Raw genomic sequence first — 24871 nt, 5'->3', positions numbered from 1 at the left:
CGGCGTCCTGCGGACCATCCTGCAGGCCGCCGACCACAGCGAACTAACATGCGCCTAACAGACCATCCGATCTGGGGAGACCATGGCCATCGCGTTCGGCCTGCTCGGCCCGCTGACCGTCCACGACGGTCGCGAGCCGCGTCCGATCACCAGTCCCACCCACCGGGCGCTGCTGACGCACCTTCTGCTCGACCCCAACCGCCCGGTCACCGCCGAAGCGCTGGTGGCGGCGGTATGGGGCGAGCGGCCGCCGCGGACCGCGCAGGCATCGCTGCACAACCACATCGGCCGGCTGCGCCGGAGCCTCGGCCCGCTCCTGGAGGACCGGCTGCGGTCCACCGCGTCCGGGTACGTCCTGCGGGTCGAGGACGGCGAGCTGGACAGCGCCGTGTTCACCACGCACCTGCGTACGGCCCGGTCGGCGCACGGCGAGCGGGACTGGCCCCGCGTCGCGGAGCAGGTGACGGCGGCGCTCGCCCTCTGGCGGGGCGGCCCGCCGGCCGGGTCGGAGACCGGGCTCGACCACCTGGTGGAGCTTCACCTGGAGGCGCTGGAGTGGCGGTTCGACGCCGAGCTGGAGCTCGGCCGCCACCACGGGCTGAGCGCCGAACTCGCCCGGCTGACGGCCGACCATCCGCTGCGGGAGTCCTTCCACCGCCAGCTGATGCTGGTCCTGCACCGCACCGGCCGCCGGGCCGACGCCCTCGCGGTGTACCAGGAGCTGCGCACCACCCTGGTGGAGGAGCTGGGCGTGGAGCCGGGGGCCGCCGTCCAGCGGGCCCACCAGGAGGTGCTGGCCGCGGACGGGCCGCTCCCGCAGGAGGAGCCGGACGATGCGGTGGCCGCCGTCCCGGTGCCGGCCCAGCTGCCGACCGCGCCGGGCGACTTCACCGGCCGGCAGGGCGAGCTGGACGCGCTGGCGCTGTACCTGCGCCCCGGCGACCGGGACGCGCCGGCCCGGGTGGTGCTGGTCACCGGTATGGGCGGTGTCGGCAAGACCACGCTGGTGGTGCACGGCGCCCGGGCCGTGCGGGAGGACTACCCGGACGGCCAGCTCTACGCCGACCTGCACGGCTTCGGACTGTCCGCGGCCCGGACGCCGCACGACCTGCTGGGCCGCTTCCTGACCGATCTGGGTGTTGCGGGCGAGACCCTGCCCGAGCACGTGGACGACCGGGCGGCGCTCTACCGGTCACTGCTCGCCGAGCGGCGGGTGCTGGTGGTGCTGGACAACGCCGGGGACAGCCGCCAGGTCGCCCCGCTGCTGCCCGGGACGGGGCGCTCCGCGGTGGTGGTGACCAGCCGTCACAAGCTGCCGGGGGTGCAGTGCTCGACCCGGATCCCGCTGGGTCCGCTGGCCGAGGAGGAGCAGCGCCGCCTGCTGGCGGCGATGTGCGGCGAGGACCGGGTGGCGGCCGATCCGGTGGCCGCCGGGAAGATCATGGCGGCCTGCGCCGGCCTGCCGCTGGCCCTGCGGATCGCCGGCAGCCGGCTGGCACACCGGCCGTCCTGGCGGCTGGACGAGCTGGCCCGCCGGCTCGGCCGGGCGGACCGGCTGAAGGCGCTCGCGGTGGACCACCTCGCGGTCCGGGAGGCGTTCTCGTTCTCGTACAGCTCGCTGCTGGCGGGCGACCGGCCGGTGGAGCGGGAGGCGGCGCGGGCGTTCCGGCTGCTGGGCCTGTGGCCGCACCACCACTCGGCGGAGTCCGCGGCCGCCCTGATGGGCGCGCCGGTGGACGACGCGCTGGACGTCCTGGACGCGCTGATCGACTCCCACCTGCTGGATCAGGCAGCGTCGGGGCGCTACCGCTTCCACGACCTGCTCGGCGAGTTCGCGGCGGAGCGGGCCCGGGAGGACGAGTCCGAGGAGGCCCGGCGGTCGGCCCAGTTGCGGCTGGTGTGCTGGTACGCAGCGGCGGTCACCAAGGCCAACCGGACCATCGCGCCGCAGGCCCGGCCGATTCCGCCGCTCGCCGGGGCTGGTGCCGCCGCGGACCCGGCCGACCCCGAGCTGCCCGAGTTCGCGGACGAGGTGGCGGCACTGGAGTGGTGTGTCGACGAGCTGCCCGCGATCCGGTCGGCCGTCCGCCTCGCCGTCGCGCTGGACCGTCCGGACGTCGCCTGGCGGGCCGCGGCGGCGCTATTCGGCTACGGCCTGACCTACTGGTGGAACGGCGTGTGGCTGGAGTGCCTGGAGGAGGCGCTCGCCGCGACGCGCGCAGCCGGCGACCGCGAAGGCCAGGCGTGGCTGCACGGCCGTCTGGGGGTGGCGAACGGCCTGGTCCAGCGCAACGAGCGCAGTCTCGACCACCTGCGGACCGCCCTCGAGCTGTTCCGGGCTGTCGACGACACCGAGGGCCAGCGCGTGGTGCTGTCGAACCTCGCTGCGGCGAGCCAGCAGGCCGGGGAGCTCGACCAGGCACAGGCGTACCTGGAGCAGGCCCTGGAGCTCTCGACGTCGACGAGCCGACCGGGTGATCTGCTGACGGCCGGGGGCGTGCTGTTCGAGTCCGGCGACCTGGAGGGTGCCGAGCGGACGTTTCAGGCCGCGGTGGCGGGCTGGCGGGCAGCCGGTTCGCGGGAGAAGTTGTCGACGGCGCTGAGCAATCTGGGCGACACGCTGCGCGGCCTGGGCCGTCCGCAGGAGGCTCTGGACGTGCTCGCCGAGGCGCTCGAGATCCGGCGGGCGCAGCACAGCCACGGGAACGTCGCCGACACGCTCGAGACGATCGCCCGGACGCATCTCGAACACGGCGATCCCGAGGTGGCACGGCGCTACTTCCTGGAGACTCTCGAACTCGCGCAGCAGCACGGGCTCGACCACTACCGGCGGCTGAGCCTCAAGGGATTGGAGGCGTTCGCCACGCGCCAGGCGGACTGACCGGGGCGCGCCTGCGGCGGGCCGCGCGGCCCCGGTGGTAGGAAGGCCGGGGTTGCCGGCGGCGGAAAGGGTGTGTCATGTCCCGGGTGCGAGTGCACAACTTCTCGGTGTCCCTCGACGGTTTCGGTACCGGCGAGGGACAGAGCGCGGAGGCGCCGTTCGGGCACGCGGGCAGCCGCCTGCACGAGTGGTTCTTCCTGACCCGGACGTTCCGGGCGATGCAGGGCAAGGAGGGCGGCACCGCCGGGGTGGACGAGGCGATGGCCGGGGCGTGGCGGGCGGGTATCGGCGCCGAGATCATGGGCCGGAACAAGTTCGGCCCGCAGCGCGGTCCGTGGCAGGACCACGAGTGGAACGGCTGGTGGGGTCCGAACCCGCCGTTCCACACGCCGGTGTTCGTGCTGACCCACCACCCGCGGCCGTCGGTGGAGATGGAGGGCGGGACGGTCTTCCACTTCGTCGAGGCGGATCCGGCGGAGGCGCTGCGGCAGGCCCGGGAGGCCGCGGGCGGGCTCGACGTACGGATCGGGGGCGGGCCGAGCACCGTCCGGGCCTTCCTGGAGGCGGATCTGATCGACGAGCTGCACGTGGTGGTGGTGCCGATCGTGCTCGGCCGGGGCGTGCGACTCTGGGACGGCCTGGACGGGCTGGAGGACCGGTTCCGGATCGAGTCGGTGACCACGCCGTCCGGGGTCACGCACGTGACGATGTCCCGTACGTGACCCCTGGGGGCGGGTGATGAACGGCTAAGCGGCAGCCTCACCGGTGGACGGCGCCTCCCCGGCGGGTGGCGACCCGCCGGCCGGGGCCGGCTCCTCGGCCGGCTCGGCCTTCTCGGCCTTCTCGCTCGCCTCGTACCCCGGCAGGTCCTCCTTGCGGACCTTGATCACGAACAGCGCGATCACCATGGCCATCGCCGCGAACACCAGGCCCATGTAGAACGCCTGCGAGATGCCGTGGACCAGCACTTCCGAGGAGTACGGCGGTGGCAGCTGGCCGGTGGCCTTGAAGCGGGCCGCCTCGGCGGGGCTCGCCTGCGCCAGGAACTTGCCGACCTGGCTGCTGGCCTCGTTGCGGCTGGCCGTGCCGTACACGGTGACCAGGATGGACAGGCCCAGCGAGCCGCCGACCTGCTGGGTGGCGTTGAGCATGCCGGTGGCGGCCCCGGTCTCGTGCGGGGCGACCCGGGAGACGGCGATCAGCATCAGCGGGACGAAGATCGAGCCCATGCCGAGGCCGAAGAGGATCGTCGGGCCCAGCACACCGCTGGCGTACGTGGTCTGCAGGTCGATCCGGGTGGACCAGAGGACGCCGGCGGTGACCAGGATCGAGCCGACCACCATGAAGGGTTTGGGGCCGAACCGGAACTGGCTGCGGGCCGCGAACTGGGCCGCCGCGATGATCGCCAGGCTGATCGGCAGGAAGGCGAAGCCGGCCTTGAGCGGGCTGAACCCGAGGATCTCCTGCACGAACAGGGTGATGAAGAAGAAGATGCTGAACATCGCCGCGGCCAGACACAGCATCATCGCGTACGCGCCGGATCTGTTCCGGTTGCGGAACAGGTGCAGCGGGGTGATCGGCTGGGCCACCCGCTGCTCGTTGGCCAGGAAGATCAGCAGCAGCGCGAGGGCGGCGCCGAACGAGGCCAGGGTGAGCGGGTCGCTCCAGCCGTGCTCGGAGGCGCGGATGAAGCCGAAGACCAGCGAGACCATGCCCAGGGTCGCGGTGAAGGCACCGGCGAGGTCGAAGCGGCCGGGGTGGCGCTCGGACTCGTTGATGTACAGCGGCGCCAGTACGGCGATCGCGATGCCGATCGGCACGTTGACGAAGAACACCCACCGCCAGGACAGCCAGGAAGTCAGCATGCCGCCGGCCAGCAGGCCGATGGCGCCGCCGGCTCCGGCGACCGCGGAGAAGACGCCGAAGGCGCGGTTGCGCTCGGGTCCCTCCTTGAAGTTGGTGGCGATGAGCGCCAGGGCGGTGGGCGAGGCGATGGCGCCGCCGACGCCCTGCAGCGAGCGGGCGGCCAGCAGCCACCAGGAGGAGGTGGCGACGCCGCCGAGCAGCGAGGCGAAGCTGAAGAGCAGGACGCCGACGATGAACACCCTGCGCCGGCCGAGGATGTCGCCCATCCGTCCACCGAGCAGCAGCAGGCCGCCGAAGGTCAGCGTGTAGGCGTTGATCACCCAGGACAGGCCGGTGGTGGAGAAGTTCAGTGCCTGTTGGATGTGCGGCAGGGCGATGTTCACGATGGTGATGTCGAGCACCACCATCAGCTGGGTCGCGGCGATGACGGTGAGGGCTATCCCTGGATGCTGTCCGCGTCGGGCGGGCGCGGGAGGAGCTTTGGCCAGGGCGGGTGAGCTTGCCATGGCGGTCCCCCGAAGGACTAGGAGAGAACGGCTTCGTTCACTACGATCGACACTAGACCCGGAAAATTATGAACACAACCGTTCATTACGGACGGAACGGACATTCTCGGGTCGTGGAGAAGGTGCGCAGCCATGTACCCCGAATCCCCAGCCGCCCGCGGAGAGGCCGCCGCCGTCCCGCTCCGCCGCCGCGGCGAGGCGCTGGAGAGCGCCATCTTCGAGGCCACGCTCCACCAGCTGACCACCGTCGGCTACGCCCGGCTGACCATGGAGGGCGTCGCGGCCTGCGCCCAGACCGGGAAGGCCGCCCTCTACCGCCGCTGGCCCTCCAAGGAGGCGCTGGTGATGGACGCCCTGCGGGCCTGCCTGCCGCCGGCCAGGACCGCCCCGGACACCGGCAGCCTGCGCGGCGACCTGATCGAGCTGGTCACCCGGATGCGCACCGCGATGTTCTCGGAGACCGGCGCGGCGGTCCGCGCGATCATGAACGAGCTGGACCACCAGCGCGCGCACGCGTTCCTGGAGATCGTCGTGGCCCGGGTGGTCGAGCCGACCACCCGGCTGATCGCCGAGGTGCTGGCCCGCGGCGAGCTGCGCGGCGAGGTGCGGCCGGAGTCGGTCACCCCGCTGGTGACCGACGTGGTGCCGGCCCTGATGATCTACCGGATCAAGATGGGCTGCGGGGTGCTCGGCCAGCCGGACGCCGAGGCCATCGTGGACGAGGTCCTGCTGCCGATCGTCCAACTCCCTTGACTCGTAAATAAACTGAAAAGCAATCAACAAATCGAGGTATTCCCCTCCCGCATCGCGGCTGCCAGGCTGACCGGGCTCGCAGCGATCGAGGAGGATCCTTGCCACGGCTCCGCATACCCACCCTTGCGCTCGCCCTGACCGGCGCCCTCGCCCTGCTCGCCGGAACGGCCCAGGCCGCGACGGCCGCCCCGGCAGCACCGGAGAAGAGAGTCGATCCGGTCGTCTGGACCCCGTGCAACCCCGACCCGACCCGGCCCGACCCGGGCGGCTACGACTGCGCCGTCTACCCCGTCCCGCTCGACTACGCCAGGCCCGACGGCGAGAAGATCGGCATCGCGATGATGCGCCGCCGCGCCGGCAACCCGGCGGAGCGGATCGGCTCGCTCTTCCTCAACCCCGGCGGCCCGGGCGGCAGCGGCTACCTGTGGGCCACCACCACCCGGTTCGAGAAGCGCGTGAGCGACCACTTCGACCTGGTCGGCTTCGACCCGCGCGGCGTCGCCCGCAGCAACCCGCTGCGCTGCTTCACCACCGACGAGGACGCCGAAGCCGTCCTCGGCCGGATCACCGGCGTCCCGGTCACCGGGGCCGAGATCGACACCACCCTGGCGGCCGACCGGGACTACTCCGCCGCCTGCGCCCGCAACGCCGGCGCCCTGCTGCCGCACATGTCCACCCTCAACGTGGTCCGCGACCTGGACCGGATGCGCCAGGCCGTCGGCGACAAGCAGCTCACCTTCGCCGGCTTCTCGTACGGCACCCTGATCGGCGCCACCTACGCCAACCTGTACCCGGACAAGGTGCGGGCGCTGATCGTCGACGGGAACGTCGACCCGCAACTGCGCCTCGCCGACGGCCTGGAGTACGACCGCCGGCGCGCCGCTGGCGGCTTCGAGGTCTCGCTGGCCGAGTACCTGAGGCGCTGCCAGGCGGTCGGCGCCCCGCGCTGCGCCTTCGGAGACGGCGACACCCGGGCCAAGTTCGACCTGGTCCGCGACCGGCTGCGCACCGGCCCGGTCACCCTGCCGGACGGCTCCGCGGTGACCCTGTCCACCTTCACCAGCCAGGTCGCCAACGCCCTGTACGCGCAGAGCCGCCAGGCCCCGCTGGCCCGCTCGATGCAGGCGCTGTACCAGGTGGTCGCACCGCAGCCCGCCCTCGGCTCCCGGGCCGACCGGCCGCCGGTGCAGGAGGCGTCCGCGCTGGCGGTGGCCGCACCGGCCGCACTGCGCGAGGCCCCGGCGGACACCCCGTACACCAGCGACGACTCCTACTACGGCGTCAACTGCCTGGACAAGCCCTACCCGCCGGCGCCGCAGCTGTTCCCGCTGATCGCCCGCGCGTGGGAGCGCGAGGCGCCGACCTTCGGCCGCTACCAGGCCTTCGACGCCCCGCCGTGCGCGACCTGGCCGGCGAAGACCTGGGAGGTCGAGCGCTACACCGGGCCGTGGAACCGGCGGACCGCCCACCCGCTGATGGTCATCGGCAACACCTTCGACCCGGCCACCCAGTACCGGTTCGCCCAGAGCATGCAGCGCGAGCTGGGCAGCGCCGTCCTGGTCACCGTGGACATGATCGAGCACTGCGCGGTCGGCCGGAGCGCCGCACTGAACGCCCTGGTCACCTCCTACCTGGTGGACCAGGCGGTACCGGCCGCCGGCCAGCTGCTCACGCCGGACGCGGATCCCTTCCCGGTGCCGGCCTCCTGACGGACCGGCGGCCTTGGCGGGTGCGGTGGCCGGTCGTCACGGCCGGCCACCGCACCCGCCGCACGGTCAGGAACGCGGGATCGCGGCGTGCGCCTCGGCCAGCAGCAGGTAGCCGTCCGCGTTGGCCTTGACGGCGAGCCGCTCCTCGTCGGTGAGCGGCCGCTTCACCTTGGCCGGCACACCCGCCACCAGCGAACCGGGCGGCACCTCGGTGCCCTGCGGCACCACCGCGCCCGCCGCGATCAGCGAACCGGTGCCGATCCGGGCGCCGTTGAGCACCCGGGCGCCCATCCCGACCAGCACGTCGTCCTCGACCGTGCAGCCGTGCAGCACCGCGTTGTGACCGACCGTCACCCGCTCGCCGACCCGCACCGGGAAGGTCGGGTCGGCATGCACGGTGCAGTTGTCCTGGATGTTGGAGTCGGCGCCGATCGCGATCGTCTCGGCGTCGCCGCGCAGCACCGCCTGGTACCAGACGCTCGCCCGCGGGCCCAGCCGGACCGCGCCCACCACCACCGCGGTCGGCGCGACGAACGCCGTCGGGTCCACCTCGGGCTCCAGGCCCCCGACGCCGATGATCAGTGCTTCGGCCATGCTGACGGCTCTCCTCGCTCGCTCGCTTCTGCGGGTGGCCGCCAGGCTACCGGCCGGTACGGCGGGCCGGGGCCATCATGGCGGTGTGGAGACGGATCCGGGAGTGCTCACCGAGGCGCCGACGCCGCGCACCGCGCTGGCCTGGCTCCCGCCCCCGGAGCTGTGGCCGCCGATCCAGGACATCCGCTGGGAGCACGACCCGCAGATCCGCCGCTGGCCACCGCATGTGAACGTGCTGTTCGGCTTCGTACCCGAGGAGTCCTTCGAACGGGCGGCCGCACCGCTGGCCGCCGCGCTGGCCGGCATCCCGCCGTTCACCGCCCGGCTGGCCGGGGTGCGCTGGTTCCGGCACCGCGCGTACGCCACCGTCTGGCTGGACCCGGCGGCCGGCGGCGCCGCCCCGTGGACGGCACTCCACCGGGCCCTGGTCGAACGCTTCCCCGGCTGCCGCGGCCACCGCGAGACCTTCACCCCGCACCTGTCCCTCGGCCGCTCCTTGCGCCCCCGGGACCTTGCCGCCGAGTGCGCCGCCCGCCTCGGCAGCCGCACCGCCCGGGTCGAGGAACTGGTACTTCTCTCCCGCCGCGCCGACGGCCCGATGCAACCCCGCGCCACCGCGGCACTCGGCACCGGCACTGTGCGCCCGAGCGATCCCTAGGGGGCCTCGGCCGGGTCCGCCGGGCCGGTGGGGACGTCGGGGCGGCGGAACCAGGAGCCCTGCACCGCCCACTGGATCAGCATCAGCACCGCGCCGAGCACCAGCGCGCCGATGCCGATCACGGTCACGCCGCCGGTCTCCCCGAAGATCGGCAGGTCGATCGAGGTGGAGCCGTAGTCCGGGGCGGCGTACACGTCGAAGGCGCCGTAGACGAAGAAGTAGAGCAGCATCAGACCGCCGAGCAGCGGCAGCAGGCCCTTGAAGACGAAGTCCCGGGCGCTGCGGGTCAGCACCCGCCGGTAGTACCAGACGCAGGCGAAGCCGGTCAGGCCGTAGTAGAAGGCGATGCCGAGGCCGACCGAGGCGATCGAGTCGGCCAGCACGTTGCCGCTGATCGCGGTGAGCAGCACGTAGAAGGCGATCGAGGCGAGGCCCATGCCGAGGGTCGACCAGGTCGGGGTGAGGTGGCGCGGGTGCACCCGGGCGAAGTGGCTGGGGATGGCCTTGTGGGTGGCCATCGAGAAGGCGGTCCGGGCGGTCGGCAGGATGGTGGTCTGGGTGGAGGCGGCGGCCGAGGTCAGCACCATCAGGATCAGCAGCTTGCTGAGGAAGCCGCCGAACCCGCCGACGCCGAACACCGCGTCGCCGAGGCCGGAGAGCACGTCGCCGGAGTTGTCCGGGTTGCCGAGCCCGATGCCCTCGGTGCCGATGCCGGCGAACGCCTGCGCCGAGGTGGAGACCAGCGCGTAGATGGCCAGCAGCAGCACGGTGGAGATGACCGCCGCGCGCCCGGGGGTGCGGTGCGAGTCGGCGGTCTCCTCGTTGACCGAGACGGCGGTGTCCCAGCCCCAGTAGATGAAGACCGCGGCGAGCATGCCGGCGGTGAAGGCGCTCGCCGAGGGCACGTTGAACGGGTTGAACCAGGACCAGCTGATGTGGATCGCGGTCGCCGGCGGGTGGTCGCCGTACGCCTTGACCAGCGCCGTGATCGAGAGGAGCACCAGCATCACCACCTCGAGGCAGAGCAGCCAGCGCTGCATGGCCGCCGAGATCTCGATGCCGATGTAGCAGATCAGCGTCATGACAACGATCCACACCACGCCGGCCACGGTGGTCCAGGTGGTGCTGTCGGCGAGCGAGTCCAGGCCGAACAGCCGGAAGCCGTACACGCCGGCGATCTGCGCCAGGTTCGCCATCACGATGATGTCGGCGACGATGATGCCCCAGCCGCCCATCCAGCCGGTACGCGGGCCGAACGCCCTGGCGCCCCAGGTGAAGGTGGTGCCGCAGTCCGGGTCGGCGGCGTTCAGCTCCTTGTACGCGTACGCGATCAGCAGCATCGGGATGAACGCCAGGATGGTGACGATCGGCGCCTGCAGGCCGACCCCGACCACGATGATGCCGAGGGTGGCGGCCAGGCTGTACGCGGGGGCGGTGGAGGCCAGACCGATGGCGACCGAGGAGACCAGGCCGAGCGCGTCGGTCTTCAGGCCCTTCTCGCCGGCACCGGAACCCTGCGTGGACATCGACTTGGAGAGATCCGGTTGGCCGGGGGAGGTCGACACCGGGCCCACCCCCTTCCGCATGATCAACCGGGGCAACGGCCTTCAGATTACGCTGAGGGCCCGCCGGAGCGCGCCCGGACGATCCGGGGCATTCGAGTGTCCCGCCACGTTCGGCCGTACGGAAGCCCTGTGACGCCGCTGTTGTTCTGGTGGACATGTCCGAACCGCTGGAGGACGCGTACTCCCGGATCGTCACCGCCGTCGCGGAGCACCTGACGCCCCGGGTGGCCGCGCTGCAGGTGGGCCGGCGCGGCCGGGGCGGCTGGTTCACCACCGGGCTCGGCTCCGCGGTGGTCTTCACCGAGGACGGCTTCCTGCTCACCAACGCCCATGTGGTCGGGCACGCCGACGCCGGGACGCTGGCCTTCGCCGACGGCTCCACCGTGCCGTTCCACACCATCGGCACCGATCCGCTCTCCGACCTGGCGGTGCTGCGCGCCGACGGGGCGACGCCCTCGCCGGTCCGCCTCGGCGAGGCGACCGACCTGCGGGTGGGCCGTCTGGTGGTCGCGGTCGGCAATCCGCTCGGGCTGGCCGGGAGTGTCACCGCGGGCGTGGTCAGCGCGCTCGGCCGCTCGCTGCCGGCCCGCTCCGGCGACGCCGTCCGGGTGATCGACGACGTGATCCAGACCGACGCCGCGCTCAACCCCGGCAACTCCGGCGGCGCCCTGGCCACCGCCGACGGCGCGGTCGTCGGCATCACCACCGCGGTGGCCGGGAACGGTCTGGGCCTGGCCGTCCCGATCAACGCCACCAGCCGCCGGATCATCACCGCCCTGCTCACCGACGGCCGCATCCGCCGCGCCTACCTGGGCCTGGCCGGGGTGCCCACCCCGGTGCCGCCCGCGCTGCGCGAGCGGACCGGCCGGCGGACCGGGCTGCGGATCGTCGAGGTGGTGCCCGGCGCGCCCGCCGCCCTCGCCGGGCTGCACGCGGGCGACCTGCTGCTCACCGCCGGCGACCGCCCGATGGAGAGCGCCCAGCAGCTCCAGCGGCTGATGCTGGCCGACGCGATCGGCCGGCCGCTCGCCCTCACCGTGCTGCGCGGCGAGGCCCTGGTGGACGTCATCGCTGTCCCCTCCGAGCTGCGCGTGGACGACTGAGGCCGTCGCGGGATCCGCGGCACGCTCCGGCAACTGCGCACCGGTCCGCGGGCGTCTTTACTGATAGCCGGACAGGCGCGGAGGTGAGCCGCCGATGAGGACGCTGCTCGATCGGGTGCCGGCGTGGTGGAGTTCGTGGTCCCTCCCCCGCCGGATCGCCGTCGTCGCCGTGCTGTGCGCCGCCGCCGTGCTGGGCGCGGTGCTCGCCGTCACGGCGACGCGGGGTCCGGCCCCGGTGGCCGTACCGCCGCTCGCACCGACGCCGACCGGGCCGTCGACACCGACGAACCCGTCGACACCGGCGGCCCCGTCGGCCCCGACCGGCGCGCTCTCACCACTCACCGGGCTGCCGGGCGGCGCCGGGCGGATCCTGGCCGTCAAGGTCGACAACGCCCTCCCCGCCCGGCCGCAGACCGGTCTCGGCTCGGCCGACGTGGTGTACGCGATCGAGGTGGAGGGCGGCCTGTCCCGCTTCCTCGCGGTCTACGACTCCGACCACCTGCCCCCGGGCGACCGGATCGGCCCGGTGCGCAGCGCCCGGGAGAGTGACCTGCCGATCCTCCAGCAGTACGGCCGGGTGGACTTCGCCTATTCGGGTGCACTGACCCGCTTCCTGCCGGTGCTGGCCGCGGCGGACGTGGTGAACGCCTCCCCGGAGCAGGACGCCTCGGCTTTCCTGCGCGGTAGCGACCGGGCGGCGCCGTACAACGAGTACGTGGTGCCGTCCGCGGTGCTGGCGCGGTTCCCGGACTCGGCGCCCGCCCAGGACGTGGGCTTCCGCTTCGGCGACGCCCCGCCCGGCGGGGTGGCGACCGCGACCGCGACGGCGCGGATGCCGTCGGCGTCGTTCACCTTCACCTGGTCGGCGGCCGAGGGCCGCTACCTGGTGGCATTCGACGGGAAGCCGGCGCTGTCCACCGACGGCGGGCAGCTGGGGGCGCCGACCGTGGTGATCCAGGAGGTCGCCGAGACCACCTCGCCGCGGGGCTTCATGGACTCCCCCGGCGTGCTCTCCCCGTACGCGCCGACGGAGGGGTCGGGAGCCGCGACGGTGCTCCGCGACGGCCGGGCGTACCAGGGCTCGTGGTCGCGTCCGGACGCCGCCGCGGGCACCTCGTTCACCTTCGGCGGGCAGCCGATGCCCTTCCACCCGGGGCCGGTGTGGATCGTCCTGGAGCCCGCCGCGCCCTGACGGTCCGGCCGCGTCGGTCACAGCGGGCGGCCCACCCGTGTGCCTAGAGTGACGAGGTGCAACGCAAGTGGTGGACCCTGATCGCCGTCTCGGTGGCGACCTTCATGCTGCTGCTCGACATCACCGTGGTGAACGTGGCGCTGCCCTCGATCCGCAAGGATCTGCACGCCGACTTCACCGACCTGCAGTGGGTGTTCGACGCCTACACGCTGACCCTGGCCGCGCTGGTGCTGACGGCGGGTTCGCTCGCCGACCGGCTGGGGCGGCGGAAGATGTTCGCGGTCGGACTGGTGATCTTCTCGGTGGCCTCGTTCCTGTGCGCGGTCTCGCCGAACCCGACCTTCCTCAACATCGCCCGGGCGGTGCAGGGCGTCGGCGGCGCGATCATGTTCGCGGTGTCGCTGGCGCTGATCGCGCAGGAGTTCACCGCCGGGCGCGAGCGCGGCGCGGCGATGGGCGCGTACGGGGCGACCATCGGCGTGGCGGTCGCGGTCGGTCCGCTGATCGGCGGGGCGCTGACCGACACGCTGGGGTGGGAGTCGATCTTCTACCTCAATGTGCCGATCGGCGCGGCGGCGCTGGTGATCACCTTCCTCAAGGTGCGCGAGAGTCGGGACCCGAACGCCACCCGGGTGGACTGGGCGGGCGTCGCGGTGTTCAGCGGTGCGCTGTTCCTGCTGGTGCTCGCCCTGGTCCGGGGCAACGCCGACGGCTGGACCAGCCCGAAGATCCTGGCGCTGTTCTGCGTCTCGGCGGTGCTGCTCGCCGCCTTCGTGGCGATCGAGCTGCGGGTGGCGGAGCCGATGCTGCCGCTGGGCCTGTTCCGGCGCGCCGCGTTCACCGGTGTGCAGCTGGCCGCGTTCGCCGTCTCCAGCTCGCTGTTCGCGCTCTTCCTCTACCTGACCCTCTACCTGCAGAACTACCTGGGCCTCTCACCGTTCCAGGCGGGCCTGCGCTACCTGCCGATCACCGTGCTGAGCTTCCTGGTGGCGCCGGTCGCCGGCGTGCTGCTCTCGCGGGTGCAGGCCCGGCTGATGCTCGGGGTGGGCCTGACCGCGATCGGCGCCGGCCTGTGGCTGATGGGCGACATCCAGGCGGACGACACCTGGACCGGCCTGCTCGCCGGCTTCCTGGTGGCCGGTGCGGGCGTCGGCCTGATCAACCCGGTGATCGCGGACGTGGCGGTCAGCGTGGTGCCCAAGGAGCGCAGCGGCATGGCGGCGGGCATCAACGACACCTTCCGGCAGGTCGGCATCGCGGTCGGCATCGCCGTGTGGGGTGCGGTGCTGATCGCCCGCGGGACGGACCAGTTCGGTGTCCTGACCGCCAACACCACGCACAGCCAGCGGCGCCAACTGGTCGAGGCGGCCTCCTCCGGCAGCCTGCCGCAGGCGCTGGAGGCGGCGCCGCCGGGGATCCGGCAGGCGCTCTCGGACTCGGCCCGGGCCGGGTTCCTGTCCGGCCTCAACACGGTGCTGTTCCTCGGCGCGCTGGTCAGCCTGATCGGCGCGGCCCTGGCGCTGTGGCTGGTCCGGGAGAACCAGATCGAGCGCGAGGACCTGACCGAGGCCGCCGACCCGGCCGTGCACGAGGCCTGACGGCCCGTCCGGGGAAGAAGGACGGAACGGACGGGCCGCCGTACCCACCGCGCGGGCGATGGGTACGGCGGCCGCGGGACGGCGGTCAGGCCTCCTGGCCGAGCCAGAGGTCCGGGCCGAAGACCTCGTAGTGGATGTCGGCCGGCCGCAGTCCGGCGGCCAGCAGCTGGGCCCGGACCGAGCGCAGGAAGGGCAGCGGACCGCACAGGTACGCGGTCGCCCCGGCCGGGATGTCGACCCCGGCGAGGTCGACCAGCCCGGTCCGCTCGGCGGGCCGCTCGCCGAGCGGCCGCTCGTACCAGACCTGCGCCTCGGCGCGGGGCAGCTTGGCGACCAGCTGCTCCAGGTCGGCGCGGAAGGCGTGCGAGAGCTCGTCGCGGTCGCCGTGCAGGGCGAGCACCTGCCGCTGTGAGCCGGTGGCGGCGAGGTGGGCGAGCATGCCGATCATCGGGGTGCAGCCGATGCCGGCGGAGGCCAGCACCACCGGGGTGTCCCCGTCGGCCAGGGTGACGTCGCCGAACGGCGCGCTGATCCGCAGGGTGTCACCGGTGTGGACCTGGCGGTGCAGGTGGGTGGAGACCTCGCCGTCCGGGGCGCCGGCCACCCGCTTGACCGAGAACTGGAGCATCCCGTCCGGGCGGCCGGAGAGGCTGTACTGGCGGATCTGCCGCGCGCCGTCGGCCAGTTCGACCTGCACCGAGACGTAGCTTCCCGGCGCGAAGGCCGGCACCGGGCCTCCGTCGAGCGGTGCGGCGAGGAAGGTGACCACGTCGGCGGTCTCGTGCAGGCGGGCGACCACCCGGTACTCGCGCCAGGTGTCGGCGCCGTCCGCACCGGCCTCCTCGTACAGCCGCCGCTCGATGGCGATCAGCGCGTTGGCCATCAGCCAGTAGACCTCGTCCCAGGCGGCCGCCACCTCGGGGGTGACCGCCTCGCCGAGCACCTCGACGATCGCCGCGAACAGGTGGGTGTGGACCACCTGGTACTGCTCCGCGGTGACGCCGAGCGAGGCGTGCTTGTGCGCGATCCGCGCGAGCATCGCGTCGGGCCGGGTGTCCGGGTGCTCCAGCAGCGCGGTGGCGAAGGCCGCGATCGATCCGGCGAGCGCCTGCCGCTGGGTGCCGTTGGCCTGGTTGCCGCGGTTGAACACGTCGCGCAGCAGCTCGGGGTGGGCGGCGAACAGCTTGTCGTAGAACAGCGACGTGATCTCGCCGATCGCCCCGCCCACGGCGGGGAGGGTGGCGCGGACCGTCTCGGCCGACCTCTCGGACAGCATCCGACTCTCTCCAAACTCGCATCCAAGATGCGCATTAAAGGCCAAGCGGGAACACCTGCCGGACCGCAACCGGACCGGAGGTGGACTCACTCCTGAAGCGAACTCCTCGTACTCGGCAACCCCAGCAGCACCGGCCCGGTGGGCGAGCGGACCAGATCGTCCACCGTGTACGGGTCGAGCGCGGCGTAGAACGCCTCCTGGGCCTGGCGCAGCACCCCGCGCAGACGGCAGGCCGCACGCAGCGGGCAGGGCGGGTCGTCCTCGCAGCCGACCACGTCGCCCACGCCCTCCAACTCGCGGACCAGCTGCCCGACCGAGCCGGTCCGGCCGGCCGTGGTGAGCACCAGCCCACCACCGCGCCCGCGCCGGGCCTCCACCACACCCAGGTGCTGGAGCCGGCTGACCACCTTGGCCGCATGGTTGTACGGCACGGCCACCGCGTCCGCCACCTCCCGGGTGGTCGGATTGGCGTCCTCACCGAGCACCGCGAGGCGCATGGCGATGCGCAGTGCGATGTCGGTGCTCTTGGTCAGCCTCACGTGGACGACCCTAGCTAATCCGCATCTCGGATACCAATTAGGGGCGCGTGGTGTCGGTCACCAAGCCGGAGTTGCACGGGCCCGGTCCCGTAGGCTCGGCGCACCGACTTCGACGGAGGACCGACGGTGACGGCACGTCAGCTGATCGACCTGCTCGCCGACCCGGGCAGCTTCACCTGCTGGGACGAGCCGCTCGGCCCGCCTCCCGCCGACCCCGGCTACCGGGCCGCGCTCGAGCGGGCCCGCGAGCGGACCGGCCTGGACGAGGCGGTCACCACCGGCTGCGCCCTCCTCGCCGGACACCCCGTTGCCCTGGTCGCCTCCGAGTTCGGCTTCCTCGGTGGCTCGATCGGCGTCGCCACCGCCGAACGGATCACCCGCGCCGTCGAACGCGCCACCGCCGAACGCCTGCCCCTGGTCGCACTGCCCGTCTCCGGTGGCACCCGGATGCAGGAGGGGGCGGCTGCCTTCCTGTGCATGGTGCGGATCACCGCCGCCGTCCACGCCCACCGGGCCGCGGGCCTCCCCTACCTCACCTACCTGCGCAACCCCACCATGGGCGGCGTCTTCGCCTCCTGGGGCACCCTCGGCCACCTGGTCCTCGCCGAACCCGGCGCCCGCCTCGGCTTCCTCGGCCCCCGCGTGTACGAGGAACTGCGCGGCGAACCCCTGCCACCCGACGTCCAGCGCTCGGAGACCCTGCTCGGCCGCGGGCTGGTGGACGCGGTCGTCCCGCCCGAGCGGCTGCGCGAGGTGCTGCGCGGCGCCCTCGCCGTCCTCACCGCGCGCCCGACCGCCCCGGCGGCGCCTTCCGCGGCCGCCGAGCCCGCCGCCGAGCCCGCCACGGCCGGCGACGCCTGGGAGTCGGTGCTGCGCAGTCGGCGCCCCGACCGGATCGGCGCCCGCGAACTGCTCCGCCGCACCGCCGAGGAACTGGTCCTGCTCGGCGGCGACGGCGCCCTGGTCCACGGCCTCGCGGTGATCGGCGGGCAGCCCGTGCTGGTCGCCGGGCAGCAGCGCCGGAGCCCCGGCGGGCCCGCGCGCCCGTTCACCGCCGCCGACCTGCGGGCCGTCCGGCGCTGGGCGCAGGCCGCCGAGGAACTCGGGCTGCCACTGCTCACCCTGGTCGACACCGCGGGCGCCGAACTCTCCGTCCGCGCCGAGCTGGACGGCATCGCCGTCGAGATCGCCCACTGCCTGCACACCCTGGTCGCCCTGCGGACCCCGGTGGTGGCCGTCCTCCTCGGCCAGGGCTCCGGCGGCGGAGCGCTGGCCCTGCTCCCGGCCGACCGGGTGATCGCCGCCGAGCACGCCTGGCTCGCCCCGCTGCCGCCGGAGGGCGCCTCCGCGATCGTCCACCGCGACGGCACCCAGGCCCCCGCGCTGGCCCGTACCCAGGGCATCCGCGCCCACGACCTGGCCGCCGCCGGCCTGATCGACCACACCGTCCCCGAGACCCCCGCCGCCGGCTTCCCCGCCCGCCTCACCACCGCCGTCGCCACCGCCCTCGCCCACCTGACCGCCCTCCCCCTCCCCGACCTCCTCGCCCTCCGCACCACCCGCACCCGCCACCTCGGCGGCTGACCCCGCCCTGCTCTCCCCGTCCGCCGCGGCCGGAAAAACTCGCGGGACATTCTTTCGCCGACCGTGTCGAGATCCGCGGACGTGCTCCGTCCCAGGGGTGAAGGCGACCAGAATGGGTCGCACCGCACCGAGGAGAACGACGATGGCCAAGTACCTGCTGCTGAAGCACTACCGCGGCGCCCCGGCCCCGGTGAACAACGTGCCGATGGACCGCTGGACGCCCGAGGAGGTCTCGGCGCACATCCAGTACATGCGCGACTTCGCGGCGAAGCTGGAGTCGACCGGCGAGTTCGTCGACGCCCAGGCGCTCGCGCCGGAGGGGACGTTCGTGCGGTACGACGGCGAGGGCCGTCCCCCGGTCACGGACGGTCCGTTCGCCGAGACGAAGGATCTGATCGCCGGCTGGATGGTGATCGACGTGGACAGCCACGAGCGGGCCGTCGAGCTGGCCGGGGAGCTCTCGGCGGCGCCGGGCGCGGGCGGCGAGCCGATCCACGAGTGGCTGGAGCTGCGGCCGTTCCTGTCGATGCCGCCGACCGTCACGGAGTGACGTCACCGATGGACGAGGCGCTGCTGCGGAGTCTGACGCCGGGCGTGCTCACGGTCCTCGTCCGCCGCGGAGCCGATTTCGCGGAGGCCGAGGACGCGGTGCAGGACGCCCTGGTGGAGGCGGTCCGGGCGTGGCCGGCCGACCCTCCGCGCGATCCGAAGGGCTGGCTGGTCACGGTGGCGTGGCGGAAGTTCCTCGACGCGGCCCGGGCGGACACCGCCCGGCGCCGCCGCGAGGACCAGGTCGACGAGGAGCCGCCGCCCGGCCCCGCGCCGGACGTGGACGACACGCTCCAGCTGTACTTCCTGTGCGCCCACCCGTCGCTGACGCCGGCCTCCGCGGTGGCGCTCACGCTGCGCGCGGTGGGCGGGCTGACCACCCGCCGGATCGCGCAGGCGTACCTGGTGCCGGAGGCGACGATGGCCCAGCGGATCAGCCGGGCGAAGCGGACGGTCGCGGGGGTGCGGTTCGACCGGCCGGGCGAGGTGGCGACGGTGCTGCGGGTCCTCTACCTGGTCTTCAACGAGGGCTACTCGGGGGACGTGGACCTGGCCGCCGAGGCGATCCGGCTGACCCGGCAGCTCGCGGCCCGGATCGACCATCCGGAGGTGGCGGGGCTGCTGGCGCTGATGCTGCTGCACCACGCCCGGCGGGCGGCCCGGACGGCGCCGGACGGCAGTCTGGTGCCGCTGGCGGAGCAGGACCGCGGCCGGTGGGACACCGCGTCGATCGCGGAGGGGGTCGCGGTCCTTCAGGCGGCGCTCGCCCGCGACCGGCTGGGCGAGTTCCAGGCCCAGGCCGCGATCGCGGCGCTGCACGCCGACGCACCGCGCGCCGAGGAGACGGACTGGGTGCAGATCGTGGAGTGGTACGACGAACTGGCCCGGCTGACCGACAGCCCGGTGGTGCGGCTGAACCGGGCGGTGGCGGTGGGCGAGGCGGACGGTCCGCGGGCCGGGCTGGCGGCGCTCGCGGCGCTGGACGACTCCCTGCCGAGGCACACCGCGGTGGCCGCGTACCTGCACGAGCGGGACGGCGACCTGGCCCTGGCGGCGCGGCTGTACGCCGAGGCGGCGCACCGCGCGCCCAATCTCGCGGAGCGCGACCACCTGACCCGCCAGGCGGCCCGGCTCAACGCCCTCCGGGCCGGCTGACCGGCCCGGTCGGGCCGGTCCGCGCTCCGCCCGGGCCCTTCCGCGGCGGTCCACCTATCGTGGAAGGTGCCCTTCCGGCCCCCGTCGTCCGTGGGGAGGCGGCCATGAAACTGTCGTTCCTCAGCCCGCTGTACGCCCGTCCCGGGCCGTTCGCCTCGGTGTACCTGGACACCTCGCGGGAGGCCCCGCGCGAGGGCGAGGAGGCGGACCGCTCGGTCGAGCTGCGCTGGCAGCGGCTGCGCGCGGACCTGCTGGAGCACGGGACGGACCAGGCCACCATCGGTGCGCTCGGCCACGTCGCCGGGAGCGACCGCGCGCTGCCGGGGCCGCACGGCCAGGCGATCTTCGCCGCGCACGGCCGCCTCGCGCTCGCCGAGGAGCTGCCCGAGCCGCCGTCGCACGACACGGCACGCACCGACATGCTCCCGGACGCGATGCCGCTCGCGCTGCAGCACGCCCCGGACATCCCGTACGCCGCCCTGGCGGTCCACCGGGCCGATCCGGTCGAGACCGGCACCCGCGACCTGCCGGGCGAGCCGGAGCTGGAGGTCGACCTGCAGGTGGGCCGCTGGCCGATGAGCCGGGTCTCCGGAGCGGTGGTGTCGCGCCGCTGGCTGGCCGGGGAGAACTGGGACGCCGAGGTCGGCCAGCTCCTGGACGAGCTGGCGAAACTCGCCGACGACGCGGCCGCCGAGGTGGTGGTGCTCTCCGGTTCGGCCCGGATGCGCAGCGCTCTGGTGCGCGAGGTGCCCGCCCGGCTGCGCGACCGGATCGTCACGGTGGCCGGCGACGGGCACTCGGCCGACTCCGGGCGGGCGCTGCTGGAGCAGGAGCTGGAGGAGTTGCTGCACGGCTGCCTGAGCGCCCGCGACCGCGCCCACCTGGCCCGCTTCGCCGAGCAGCGGCAGCGCTACGGGTCGGCGCTGGAGGGTCTGTCCTCGACCGTGGCCGTGCTGCAGCGCGGGCGGGCCCGGGCCGTGCTGGTCAACCGTGAGACGCATTTCGCCGAGCGCCTGTGGGTCGGCATGGCGCCCACCCAACTCGCGCTCACTGAGCCGGAGTTGCGCGCGCTCGGTCCGCGGACGGGCTGGCAGGAGCCGGCCGACGCGGCGCTGATCCGTGCGGCGGTGGGCACCGGCGCGGAGCTGGTGGTCGTCCCCGAACGGGAGTTGGTGCTCAGGGGCGGCGTCGGCATCCTGCTCCGCGAGGAGCTGCCGGCCCGGACCACCGCCGACGCCCACCCCAGATGAGACGCCACGTGTCCGACCCGACTACCGTACGAGGCCGCGCAGTTCGCTCGGCTCGCCGCTGAAGGCGATCCGGCCGCGGCGCAGCACGTGCACCACCGCGGCCGCCTCCAGGGTGGGCGGCAGTCCCTGCTCGGCGAGGACCACGGTCCGGCCCTCGGCCGCGACCCGGAACAGCAGCTCGTGCAGCCGGGCGACCACCGCGGGGGCGAGGCCGCGTCCGGGCTCGTCGAGCAGCAGCAGCCGGGGCCGGGCGAGCAGCGCCCGGGCGAGCGCGACCATCTGCTGCTGGCCGCCGGAGAGCGTGCCGGCCCGGCGGGTGAGCAGCGGCAGCAGCTCGGGGAAGGACGGCTCGACCGTGCCCGGCTCGGACAGTCCGAGGTTCTCCGCCACCGTCAGCGAGCCGAACACCCCGCGCTCGGCGGGCACCAGTGCCAGGCCGGCCCGCGCCCGCCGGTACGCGTCCAGCCCGGCCGTCTCCCGCCCCTGCCAGAGGACCTGCCCGGCGGAGGGCCGCACCACGCCCGCCACCGTCCGCAGCACCGTCGTCCGCCCGGACCCGTTGCGGCCGAGCAGGACCGTCACCCGCCCGGCCGGACACGCCAGGTCCACCCCGTGCAGCGCCTCCAGCAGCCCGTACCGCACCCGCACCCCGCGCAGCTCCACCTCCGCGCTCACCGCGCCGCCCCCGTCCGGCCGCGGCCCGCGCGCCACCGGCTCACGTCGCACCCCAGGCCGCCGCGACCCGCGGATCGGCCAGCACGGACGCGGTCGGTCCCCGGGCGATGACGCGTCCCGCGGCCATCACGTACACGGCGTCGGCGAGTCGGGCGACCAGTTCGACGTCGTGCTCGACCAGCAGCAGGGCGGTGCCCTCGGCGGCGAGCGCGCGCAGGACGGTGCCCAGGCGGGCGGTCTGCGCCTGGTCGAGTCCGGCGGCCGGCTCGTCGAGCAGCAGGACCCGGGGGGTCGCGGCGAGGGCGCGGGCGAGTTCCAGCAGGCGCAGGGCGCCGGTCGGCAGGCGGTCGGCGGGCCAGTCGCGGACGGCGTCCAGGTCGAGCAGGCGCAGGGCCCGTTCGGTGGCGGCGCGGGCGGTGTCCCGTCCGGGCGGGGGCAGGCCGAGCAGTCCGCGTCCGGTGCCGCGGTGGACCTGTTCGGCGCCGACCCGGACGTTCTCGGCGACGGTCAGCCCCTGGAAGGCGGCGATCTGCTGGAAGGTGCGCAGCAGGCCGAGCCGGGCGCGGGCGTGGTCGGGCAGGCGGGTGATGTCGCGGCCGGCGAGCAGTACCTGCCCGGCGTCGGGGCGGGCGGCGCCGGCCAGGCAGTCGAAGAGCGTGCTCTTGCCGGCACCGTTGGGTCCGATCAGTGCGGTGATCCGTCCGATCGGCGCGTCCAGGTCGACCCCGTCGACCGCGGCGATGCCGCCGAAGCGCCGCACCACGCCGCGGGCGACCAGCCCGGCACCAGGCGTGCCGGCGGCCGTCACGGCGCCCGCTCCGCGATCCGCTCGCGCAGCCGCCGGCCGAGCGGGGTGAGGGCGGCCTCCTGGCCGGGTCCGGGCCGGGCGGGCACCGTCGCCCGGTCGGCGGCGCGGCGGGCGAGGCCGGCGAGTCCGCCGGGCATCCGGCCGAGGACGGTGGCCAGGGCGCCGACCACGACGGCGGAGACGCCGGCCGCGGTGCCCGCGTCGAGTCCGACCAGCAGCGCGGCGGCGAGTACGGCACCGGCCGCGCTGTCCGCCCCGGCCACCACCACGGTGGCGAACCAGAGCAGGCCCTGCACCGGGTCGAACGCGGTCGGGTCGAACGCCTGCCCGCCGAGCGCCATCAGTCCGCCGCCGAGCGCGGCCAGCCCGGCGCCGGCCATGAACACCAGCAGCTTCAGCCGCGGCACGTCCACCCCGGCCGCGGAGGCGCCCGCCTGGTGGTCGCGCATCGCGGTGAGCGCCCGCCCGAGCCGTCCCCGGTGCAGATTGCGGACGACCAGCAGCCCGACCCCGAGCAGCACCAGTTCGACCGTGTAGAAGCCGCGGTCGCCGGTCGGCATGCCGTCGCGCGAGACGGTGAGCCCGGTGGTGGCGTACGGCTGGTCGAACACCAGCCGGCTGAGGGCCGTGCCCACGGCGAAGGTGACCAGCGCCAGCGCCAGCCCGCGCCGCCGGATCGCCGGCCAGCCGGTGAGCAGCCCGAGCGGCACGGTGACGGCCACCGCGAGCAGCAGCGCGGGTACGGCGGGCAGCGCGGGCAGGCCCGGGACCTTCCCGGACATCAGCAGGGCGGTGCCGAGCGCCCCGAGCCCGGCGTACCCGGCCTGGCCGAGCGACACCTGCCCGCCGTAGCCGGTGACCACCACCACCGAGAGCAGCACCAGGGCCAGCGCGGGCACCAGCAGGGCGTGCCGCAGGTCGTCGGCGTGGAAGCCGAGCGGCAGCAGGACCAGCACCGTGCAGGCGGTCCGGGCGGCGGTGGCGCCGCGCCCGCCGCGGCCGCCGCCGGGCAGCGCGAGGCCGGTGTCGTCCGAGCCGCCGGACCACGGCAGCAGCGCGGCGACCAGCAGCGCGACCACGAACAGGTTGGTCTGGACGGCCTGGGCCAGCGGCAGCAGCTGCCCGGCCGGGCGCAGCCGGGTCAGCTCGCTCTGCGCCACCCCGAGCGCGAGGCCGGTGACCACCGCGACCGGCAGCGAACGCAGCCGCGCCGCCACCGCGACCGCCATCGTCTCCATCACCAGCAGCGGCAGCCCGTACGGGTCGAGCAGCAGGAACGGCGCCAGCAGGACGCCCACCAGGCCGGCGGTGAACGAGCCGAACGCCCAGCCCGCGGAGGAGATCCGGTCGGCGTCGACCCCGGCCAGCTGGGCCAACGCGCGGTTGTCCACCACCGCCCGCAGCCGCACCCCGAACCGGGTGTACCGGCTGACCAGGCCCACCGTGGTGGCCAGCACCAGGACGGTGGCCAGCTGCACGGCGGTGTCCAGGCGCAGCACGTGGCCGCCCGGCTGGGCCAGCGCGGTGCCCTCCACCAGCGGCGGCGCGTCACCGTACGGGGCGGTGCCCCAGATCAGCACCGCCGCGCCGATCAGCAGCACGAACACGCCGATGCCCGCCACCATGGTCTCGGCCGGCCCGGCGCCCCGGCGCTGGAGCGGCCGGAACACCGCCAGGTCCAGCAGCACGCCGAGGGCCGGCGCGGCGACCAGCAGGCAGCAGACGGCCGCCAGGGCGAGCGGCCAGTGGTGCACCACGACCAGCTCGCGCAGCAGGTACGCGGTGGCCATCGCCTGGGCGCCCTGCGCCAGGTTGAGCACGCCGGTCGCCCGGTACGTCACCACCAGCCCGACGCCGCTGAGCGCCGCCGCGCTGCCCACCGCCAGCCCCGCCAACGCCAGGTCCAGCGTCAGCCCCGCCGCCCCCACCTCAGCCCCCCGCCCCGGGCCCGCCCGCGCCCGGGCCGCCGCCCTGGTCCGCCGCGTCTCCCGCTCCGGGGGGCTCCGGGTCGCAGACCGGGCACGCCGTCAGCGCCCGTTCGCGGACCGTCGCCGCGTCGGCCGTCCGGGCGTTGGCCTTGCCGGCCACCAGCGGGCAGTCGCCGCGGTGGTAGAGCGTGCCGTCGGGCAGCGCGACCACCGGCCCGACCGCACCGGCCGCCGGCTCCCCGCCGTCGCCGCTCCCGCTGCCCGCCTCGGCGACGAGCAGGGCCAGCAGCTGGTCGGTGCGCCGGTCGGCGGACTCGCCGGCGCGGCCGGCCTGCCGGGCGGCGATCAGGACGGCCCCGGCCACGACCAGCGCGGCGCCGGGCACGGTCGCGGAGGCGAGGTACGGGAGCTGACGGGCGGCCACCGTCTCGCCGGAGACGCCGTACCAGCCGAGCACGCACAGCACCGCGCCCGCCGCGAGGATGAACCAGCCCGGCCACTCCCGCAGCGCCCGGCCGGCCCGCCGGAGCAGGTCGTCGGCTCGCCGCATGCGCTTCGTCAAGGGCACTCCATGCCGTCCGGTTTGCCGTTGATGTCCGTAGATATTGCGATTCGCCCACAGATCGGCCTTCATGGTCTCACTTGCGGTGCACCAGAGCGGCCGCAGCACGACCGTTCACAA

General features: G+C 74.4%; 21 protein-coding genes. 12 read left to right on the top strand and 9 right to left on the bottom strand.

Annotated elements, in window-relative coordinates; genetic code table 11:
• The first annotated feature begins 82 nt into the window (after window positions 1–82).
• On the top strand, window positions 83–2881 hold the full coding sequence (locus FHR36_RS08955) for an AfsR/SARP family transcriptional regulator (protein WP_253795477.1): 2799 nt from the start codon (window positions 83–85) through the stop codon (window positions 2879–2881).
• A 77-nt stretch (window positions 2882–2958) separates the two neighbouring features.
• On the top strand, window positions 2959–3603 hold the full coding sequence (locus FHR36_RS08950; RefSeq protein WP_253795476.1) for a dihydrofolate reductase family protein: 645 nt from the start codon (window positions 2959–2961) through the stop codon (window positions 3601–3603).
• Window positions 3604–3627: 24 nt separating this feature from the next.
• Here the strand turns inward: FHR36_RS08950 and FHR36_RS08945 are convergent, their stop codons facing one another.
• On the bottom strand, window positions 3628–5253 hold the full coding sequence (locus FHR36_RS08945) for an MFS transporter (RefSeq protein WP_253795475.1): 1626 nt from the start codon (window positions 5251–5253) through the stop codon (window positions 3628–3630).
• Between the two features lie 132 nt (window positions 5254–5385).
• Between FHR36_RS08945 and FHR36_RS08940 the strand changes: the two genes are divergently transcribed.
• Both FHR36_RS08940 and FHR36_RS08935 read left to right on the top strand, forming a co-directional pair.
• Window positions 5386–6006: a TetR/AcrR family transcriptional regulator gene (locus FHR36_RS08940; RefSeq protein WP_253795474.1), complete on the top strand. Its 621-nt coding sequence runs from the start codon at window positions 5386–5388 to the stop codon at window positions 6004–6006.
• A 98-nt stretch (window positions 6007–6104) separates the two neighbouring features.
• A complete protein-coding gene (locus FHR36_RS08935; protein ID WP_253795472.1) occupies window positions 6105–7715 on the top strand; it encodes an alpha/beta hydrolase in 1611 nt (536 codons plus the stop codon).
• Window positions 7716–7781: 66 nt separating this feature from the next.
• Here the strand turns inward: FHR36_RS08935 and FHR36_RS08930 are convergent, their stop codons facing one another.
• On the bottom strand, window positions 7782–8309 hold the full coding sequence (locus FHR36_RS08930) for a gamma carbonic anhydrase family protein (RefSeq protein WP_253795470.1): 528 nt from the start codon (window positions 8307–8309) through the stop codon (window positions 7782–7784).
• A gap of 85 nt (window positions 8310–8394) precedes the next feature.
• Between FHR36_RS08930 and FHR36_RS08925 the strand changes: the two genes are divergently transcribed.
• Entirely contained in the window at window positions 8395–8967 is a 573-nt protein-coding gene (locus tag FHR36_RS08925) for a 2'-5' RNA ligase family protein (RefSeq protein ID WP_308199245.1), read from the top strand.
• Here the strand turns inward: FHR36_RS08925 and FHR36_RS08920 are convergent.
• Entirely contained in the window at window positions 8964–10532 is a 1569-nt protein-coding gene (locus FHR36_RS08920) for an APC family permease (RefSeq protein ID WP_253795467.1), read from the bottom strand. The genes FHR36_RS08925 and FHR36_RS08920 overlap by 4 nt on opposite strands.
• 155 nt (window positions 10533–10687) lie before the next feature.
• On the opposite strand from FHR36_RS08920, the gene FHR36_RS08915 reads away from it, so the two are divergent.
• The 3 genes from FHR36_RS08915 (at window position 10688) to FHR36_RS08905 (ending at window position 14425) form a co-directional block, all read left to right on the top strand.
• Complete coding sequence (locus tag FHR36_RS08915) at window positions 10688–11635, top strand: S1C family serine protease (RefSeq protein ID WP_253795465.1); 948 nt, start codon at window positions 10688–10690, stop codon at window positions 11633–11635.
• Window positions 11636–11729: 94 nt separating this feature from the next.
• Window positions 11730–12827, top strand: a complete 1098-nt coding sequence (locus FHR36_RS08910) for a DUF3048 domain-containing protein (protein WP_253795463.1) — start codon at window positions 11730–11732, stop codon at window positions 12825–12827.
• Between the two features lie 56 nt (window positions 12828–12883).
• Window positions 12884–14425, top strand: a complete 1542-nt coding sequence (locus tag FHR36_RS08905; protein ID WP_253795461.1) for an MFS transporter — start codon at window positions 12884–12886, stop codon at window positions 14423–14425.
• Between the two features lie 85 nt (window positions 14426–14510).
• Here FHR36_RS08905 and FHR36_RS08900 read toward each other — a convergent pair whose 3' ends face one another.
• The gene (locus FHR36_RS08900) at window positions 14511–15701 is read right to left on the bottom strand and encodes a globin domain-containing protein (RefSeq protein WP_253795459.1); all 1191 of its coding nucleotides are present in this window, start codon (window positions 15699–15701) and stop codon (window positions 14511–14513) included.
• An 86-nt stretch (window positions 15702–15787) separates the two neighbouring features.
• A complete protein-coding gene (locus FHR36_RS08895) occupies window positions 15788–16240 on the bottom strand; it encodes an RrF2 family transcriptional regulator (RefSeq protein WP_253795457.1) in 453 nt (150 codons plus the stop codon).
• A 126-nt stretch (window positions 16241–16366) separates the two neighbouring features.
• Here FHR36_RS08895 and FHR36_RS08890 point away from each other — a divergent pair, with 126 nt between their 5' ends.
• The 4 genes from FHR36_RS08890 (at window position 16367) to FHR36_RS08875 (ending at window position 20778) form a co-directional block, all read left to right on the top strand.
• Window positions 16367–17824: an acetyl-CoA carboxylase carboxyltransferase subunit alpha/beta gene (locus FHR36_RS08890; protein WP_253795455.1), complete on the top strand. Its 1458-nt coding sequence runs from the start codon at window positions 16367–16369 to the stop codon at window positions 17822–17824.
• Between the two features lie 142 nt (window positions 17825–17966).
• Window positions 17967–18374, top strand: a complete 408-nt coding sequence (locus tag FHR36_RS08885; protein ID WP_253795454.1) for a YciI family protein — start codon at window positions 17967–17969, stop codon at window positions 18372–18374.
• A gap of 8 nt (window positions 18375–18382) precedes the next feature.
• Complete coding sequence (locus FHR36_RS08880) at window positions 18383–19528, top strand: RNA polymerase sigma factor (protein WP_253796712.1); 1146 nt, start codon at window positions 18383–18385, stop codon at window positions 19526–19528.
• Window positions 19529–19632: 104 nt separating this feature from the next.
• Window positions 19633–20778 (top strand): baeRF2 domain-containing protein, encoded by a 1146-nt coding sequence (locus FHR36_RS08875; protein ID WP_253795453.1) that lies wholly within the window; start codon window positions 19633–19635, stop codon window positions 20776–20778.
• 21 nt (window positions 20779–20799) lie between these two features.
• Here the strand turns inward: FHR36_RS08875 and FHR36_RS08870 are convergent, their stop codons facing one another.
• The 4 genes from FHR36_RS08870 to FHR36_RS08855 are packed head-to-tail and all read right to left on the bottom strand — an operon-like array spanning window position 20800 to window position 24739.
• Window positions 20800–21453, bottom strand: a complete 654-nt coding sequence (locus tag FHR36_RS08870) for an ATP-binding cassette domain-containing protein (RefSeq protein WP_253795452.1) — start codon at window positions 21451–21453, stop codon at window positions 20800–20802.
• Window positions 21454–21493: 40 nt separating this feature from the next.
• On the bottom strand, window positions 21494–22261 hold the full coding sequence (locus FHR36_RS08865; protein WP_253795451.1) for an ABC transporter ATP-binding protein: 768 nt from the start codon (window positions 22259–22261) through the stop codon (window positions 21494–21496).
• Window positions 22258–24189 carry a branched-chain amino acid ABC transporter permease gene (locus FHR36_RS08860; protein WP_253795450.1) on the bottom strand — a complete coding sequence of 644 codons (1932 nt, stop codon included), beginning with the start codon at window positions 24187–24189 and terminating at the stop codon, window positions 22258–22260. Before FHR36_RS08860 ends, FHR36_RS08865 begins: the two co-directional genes overlap by 4 nt.
• A 1-nt stretch (window position 24190) precedes the next feature.
• Window positions 24191–24739 carry a hypothetical protein gene (locus FHR36_RS08855; protein WP_253796710.1) on the bottom strand — a complete coding sequence of 183 codons (549 nt, stop codon included), beginning with the start codon at window positions 24737–24739 and terminating at the stop codon, window positions 24191–24193.
• Window positions 24740–24871 lie beyond the last annotated feature (132 nt).

Source organism: Kitasatospora cinereorecta, assembly GCF_024172095.1.
Taxonomy (GTDB): Bacteria; Actinomycetota; Actinomycetes; order Streptomycetales; family Streptomycetaceae; genus Kitasatospora; species Kitasatospora cinereorecta.
Note: the sequence above shows the minus strand (reverse complement) of the source record. Positions and strands in the feature narration are given on the sequence as shown.

Coding starts and splice junctions, on each gene's coding strand:
- FHR36_RS08950 (WP_253795476.1), top strand. CDS start 2,959: ATGTCCCGGGTGCGAGTGCACAACTTCTCGGTGTCCCTCGACGGTTTC.
- FHR36_RS08900 (WP_253795459.1), bottom strand. CDS start 15,701: ATGCTGTCCGAGAGGTCGGCCGAGACGGTCCGCGCCACCCTCCCCGCC.
- FHR36_RS08855 (WP_253796710.1), bottom strand. CDS start 24,739: ATGCGGCGAGCCGACGACCTGCTCCGGCGGGCCGGCCGGGCGCTGCGG.
- FHR36_RS08875 (WP_253795453.1), top strand. CDS start 19,633: ATGAAACTGTCGTTCCTCAGCCCGCTGTACGCCCGTCCCGGGCCGTTC.
- FHR36_RS08930 (WP_253795470.1), bottom strand. CDS start 8,309: ATGGCCGAAGCACTGATCATCGGCGTCGGGGGCCTGGAGCCCGAGGTG.
- FHR36_RS08885 (WP_253795454.1), top strand. CDS start 17,967: ATGGCCAAGTACCTGCTGCTGAAGCACTACCGCGGCGCCCCGGCCCCG.
- FHR36_RS08915 (WP_253795465.1), top strand. CDS start 10,688: ATGTCCGAACCGCTGGAGGACGCGTACTCCCGGATCGTCACCGCCGTC.
- FHR36_RS08910 (WP_253795463.1), top strand. CDS start 11,730: ATGAGGACGCTGCTCGATCGGGTGCCGGCGTGGTGGAGTTCGTGGTCC.
- FHR36_RS08955 (WP_253795477.1), top strand. CDS start 83: ATGGCCATCGCGTTCGGCCTGCTCGGCCCGCTGACCGTCCACGACGGT.
- FHR36_RS08945 (WP_253795475.1), bottom strand. CDS start 5,253: ATGGCAAGCTCACCCGCCCTGGCCAAAGCTCCTCCCGCGCCCGCCCGA.
- FHR36_RS08940 (WP_253795474.1), top strand. CDS start 5,386: ATGTACCCCGAATCCCCAGCCGCCCGCGGAGAGGCCGCCGCCGTCCCG.
- FHR36_RS08880 (WP_253796712.1), top strand. CDS start 18,383: ATGGACGAGGCGCTGCTGCGGAGTCTGACGCCGGGCGTGCTCACGGTC.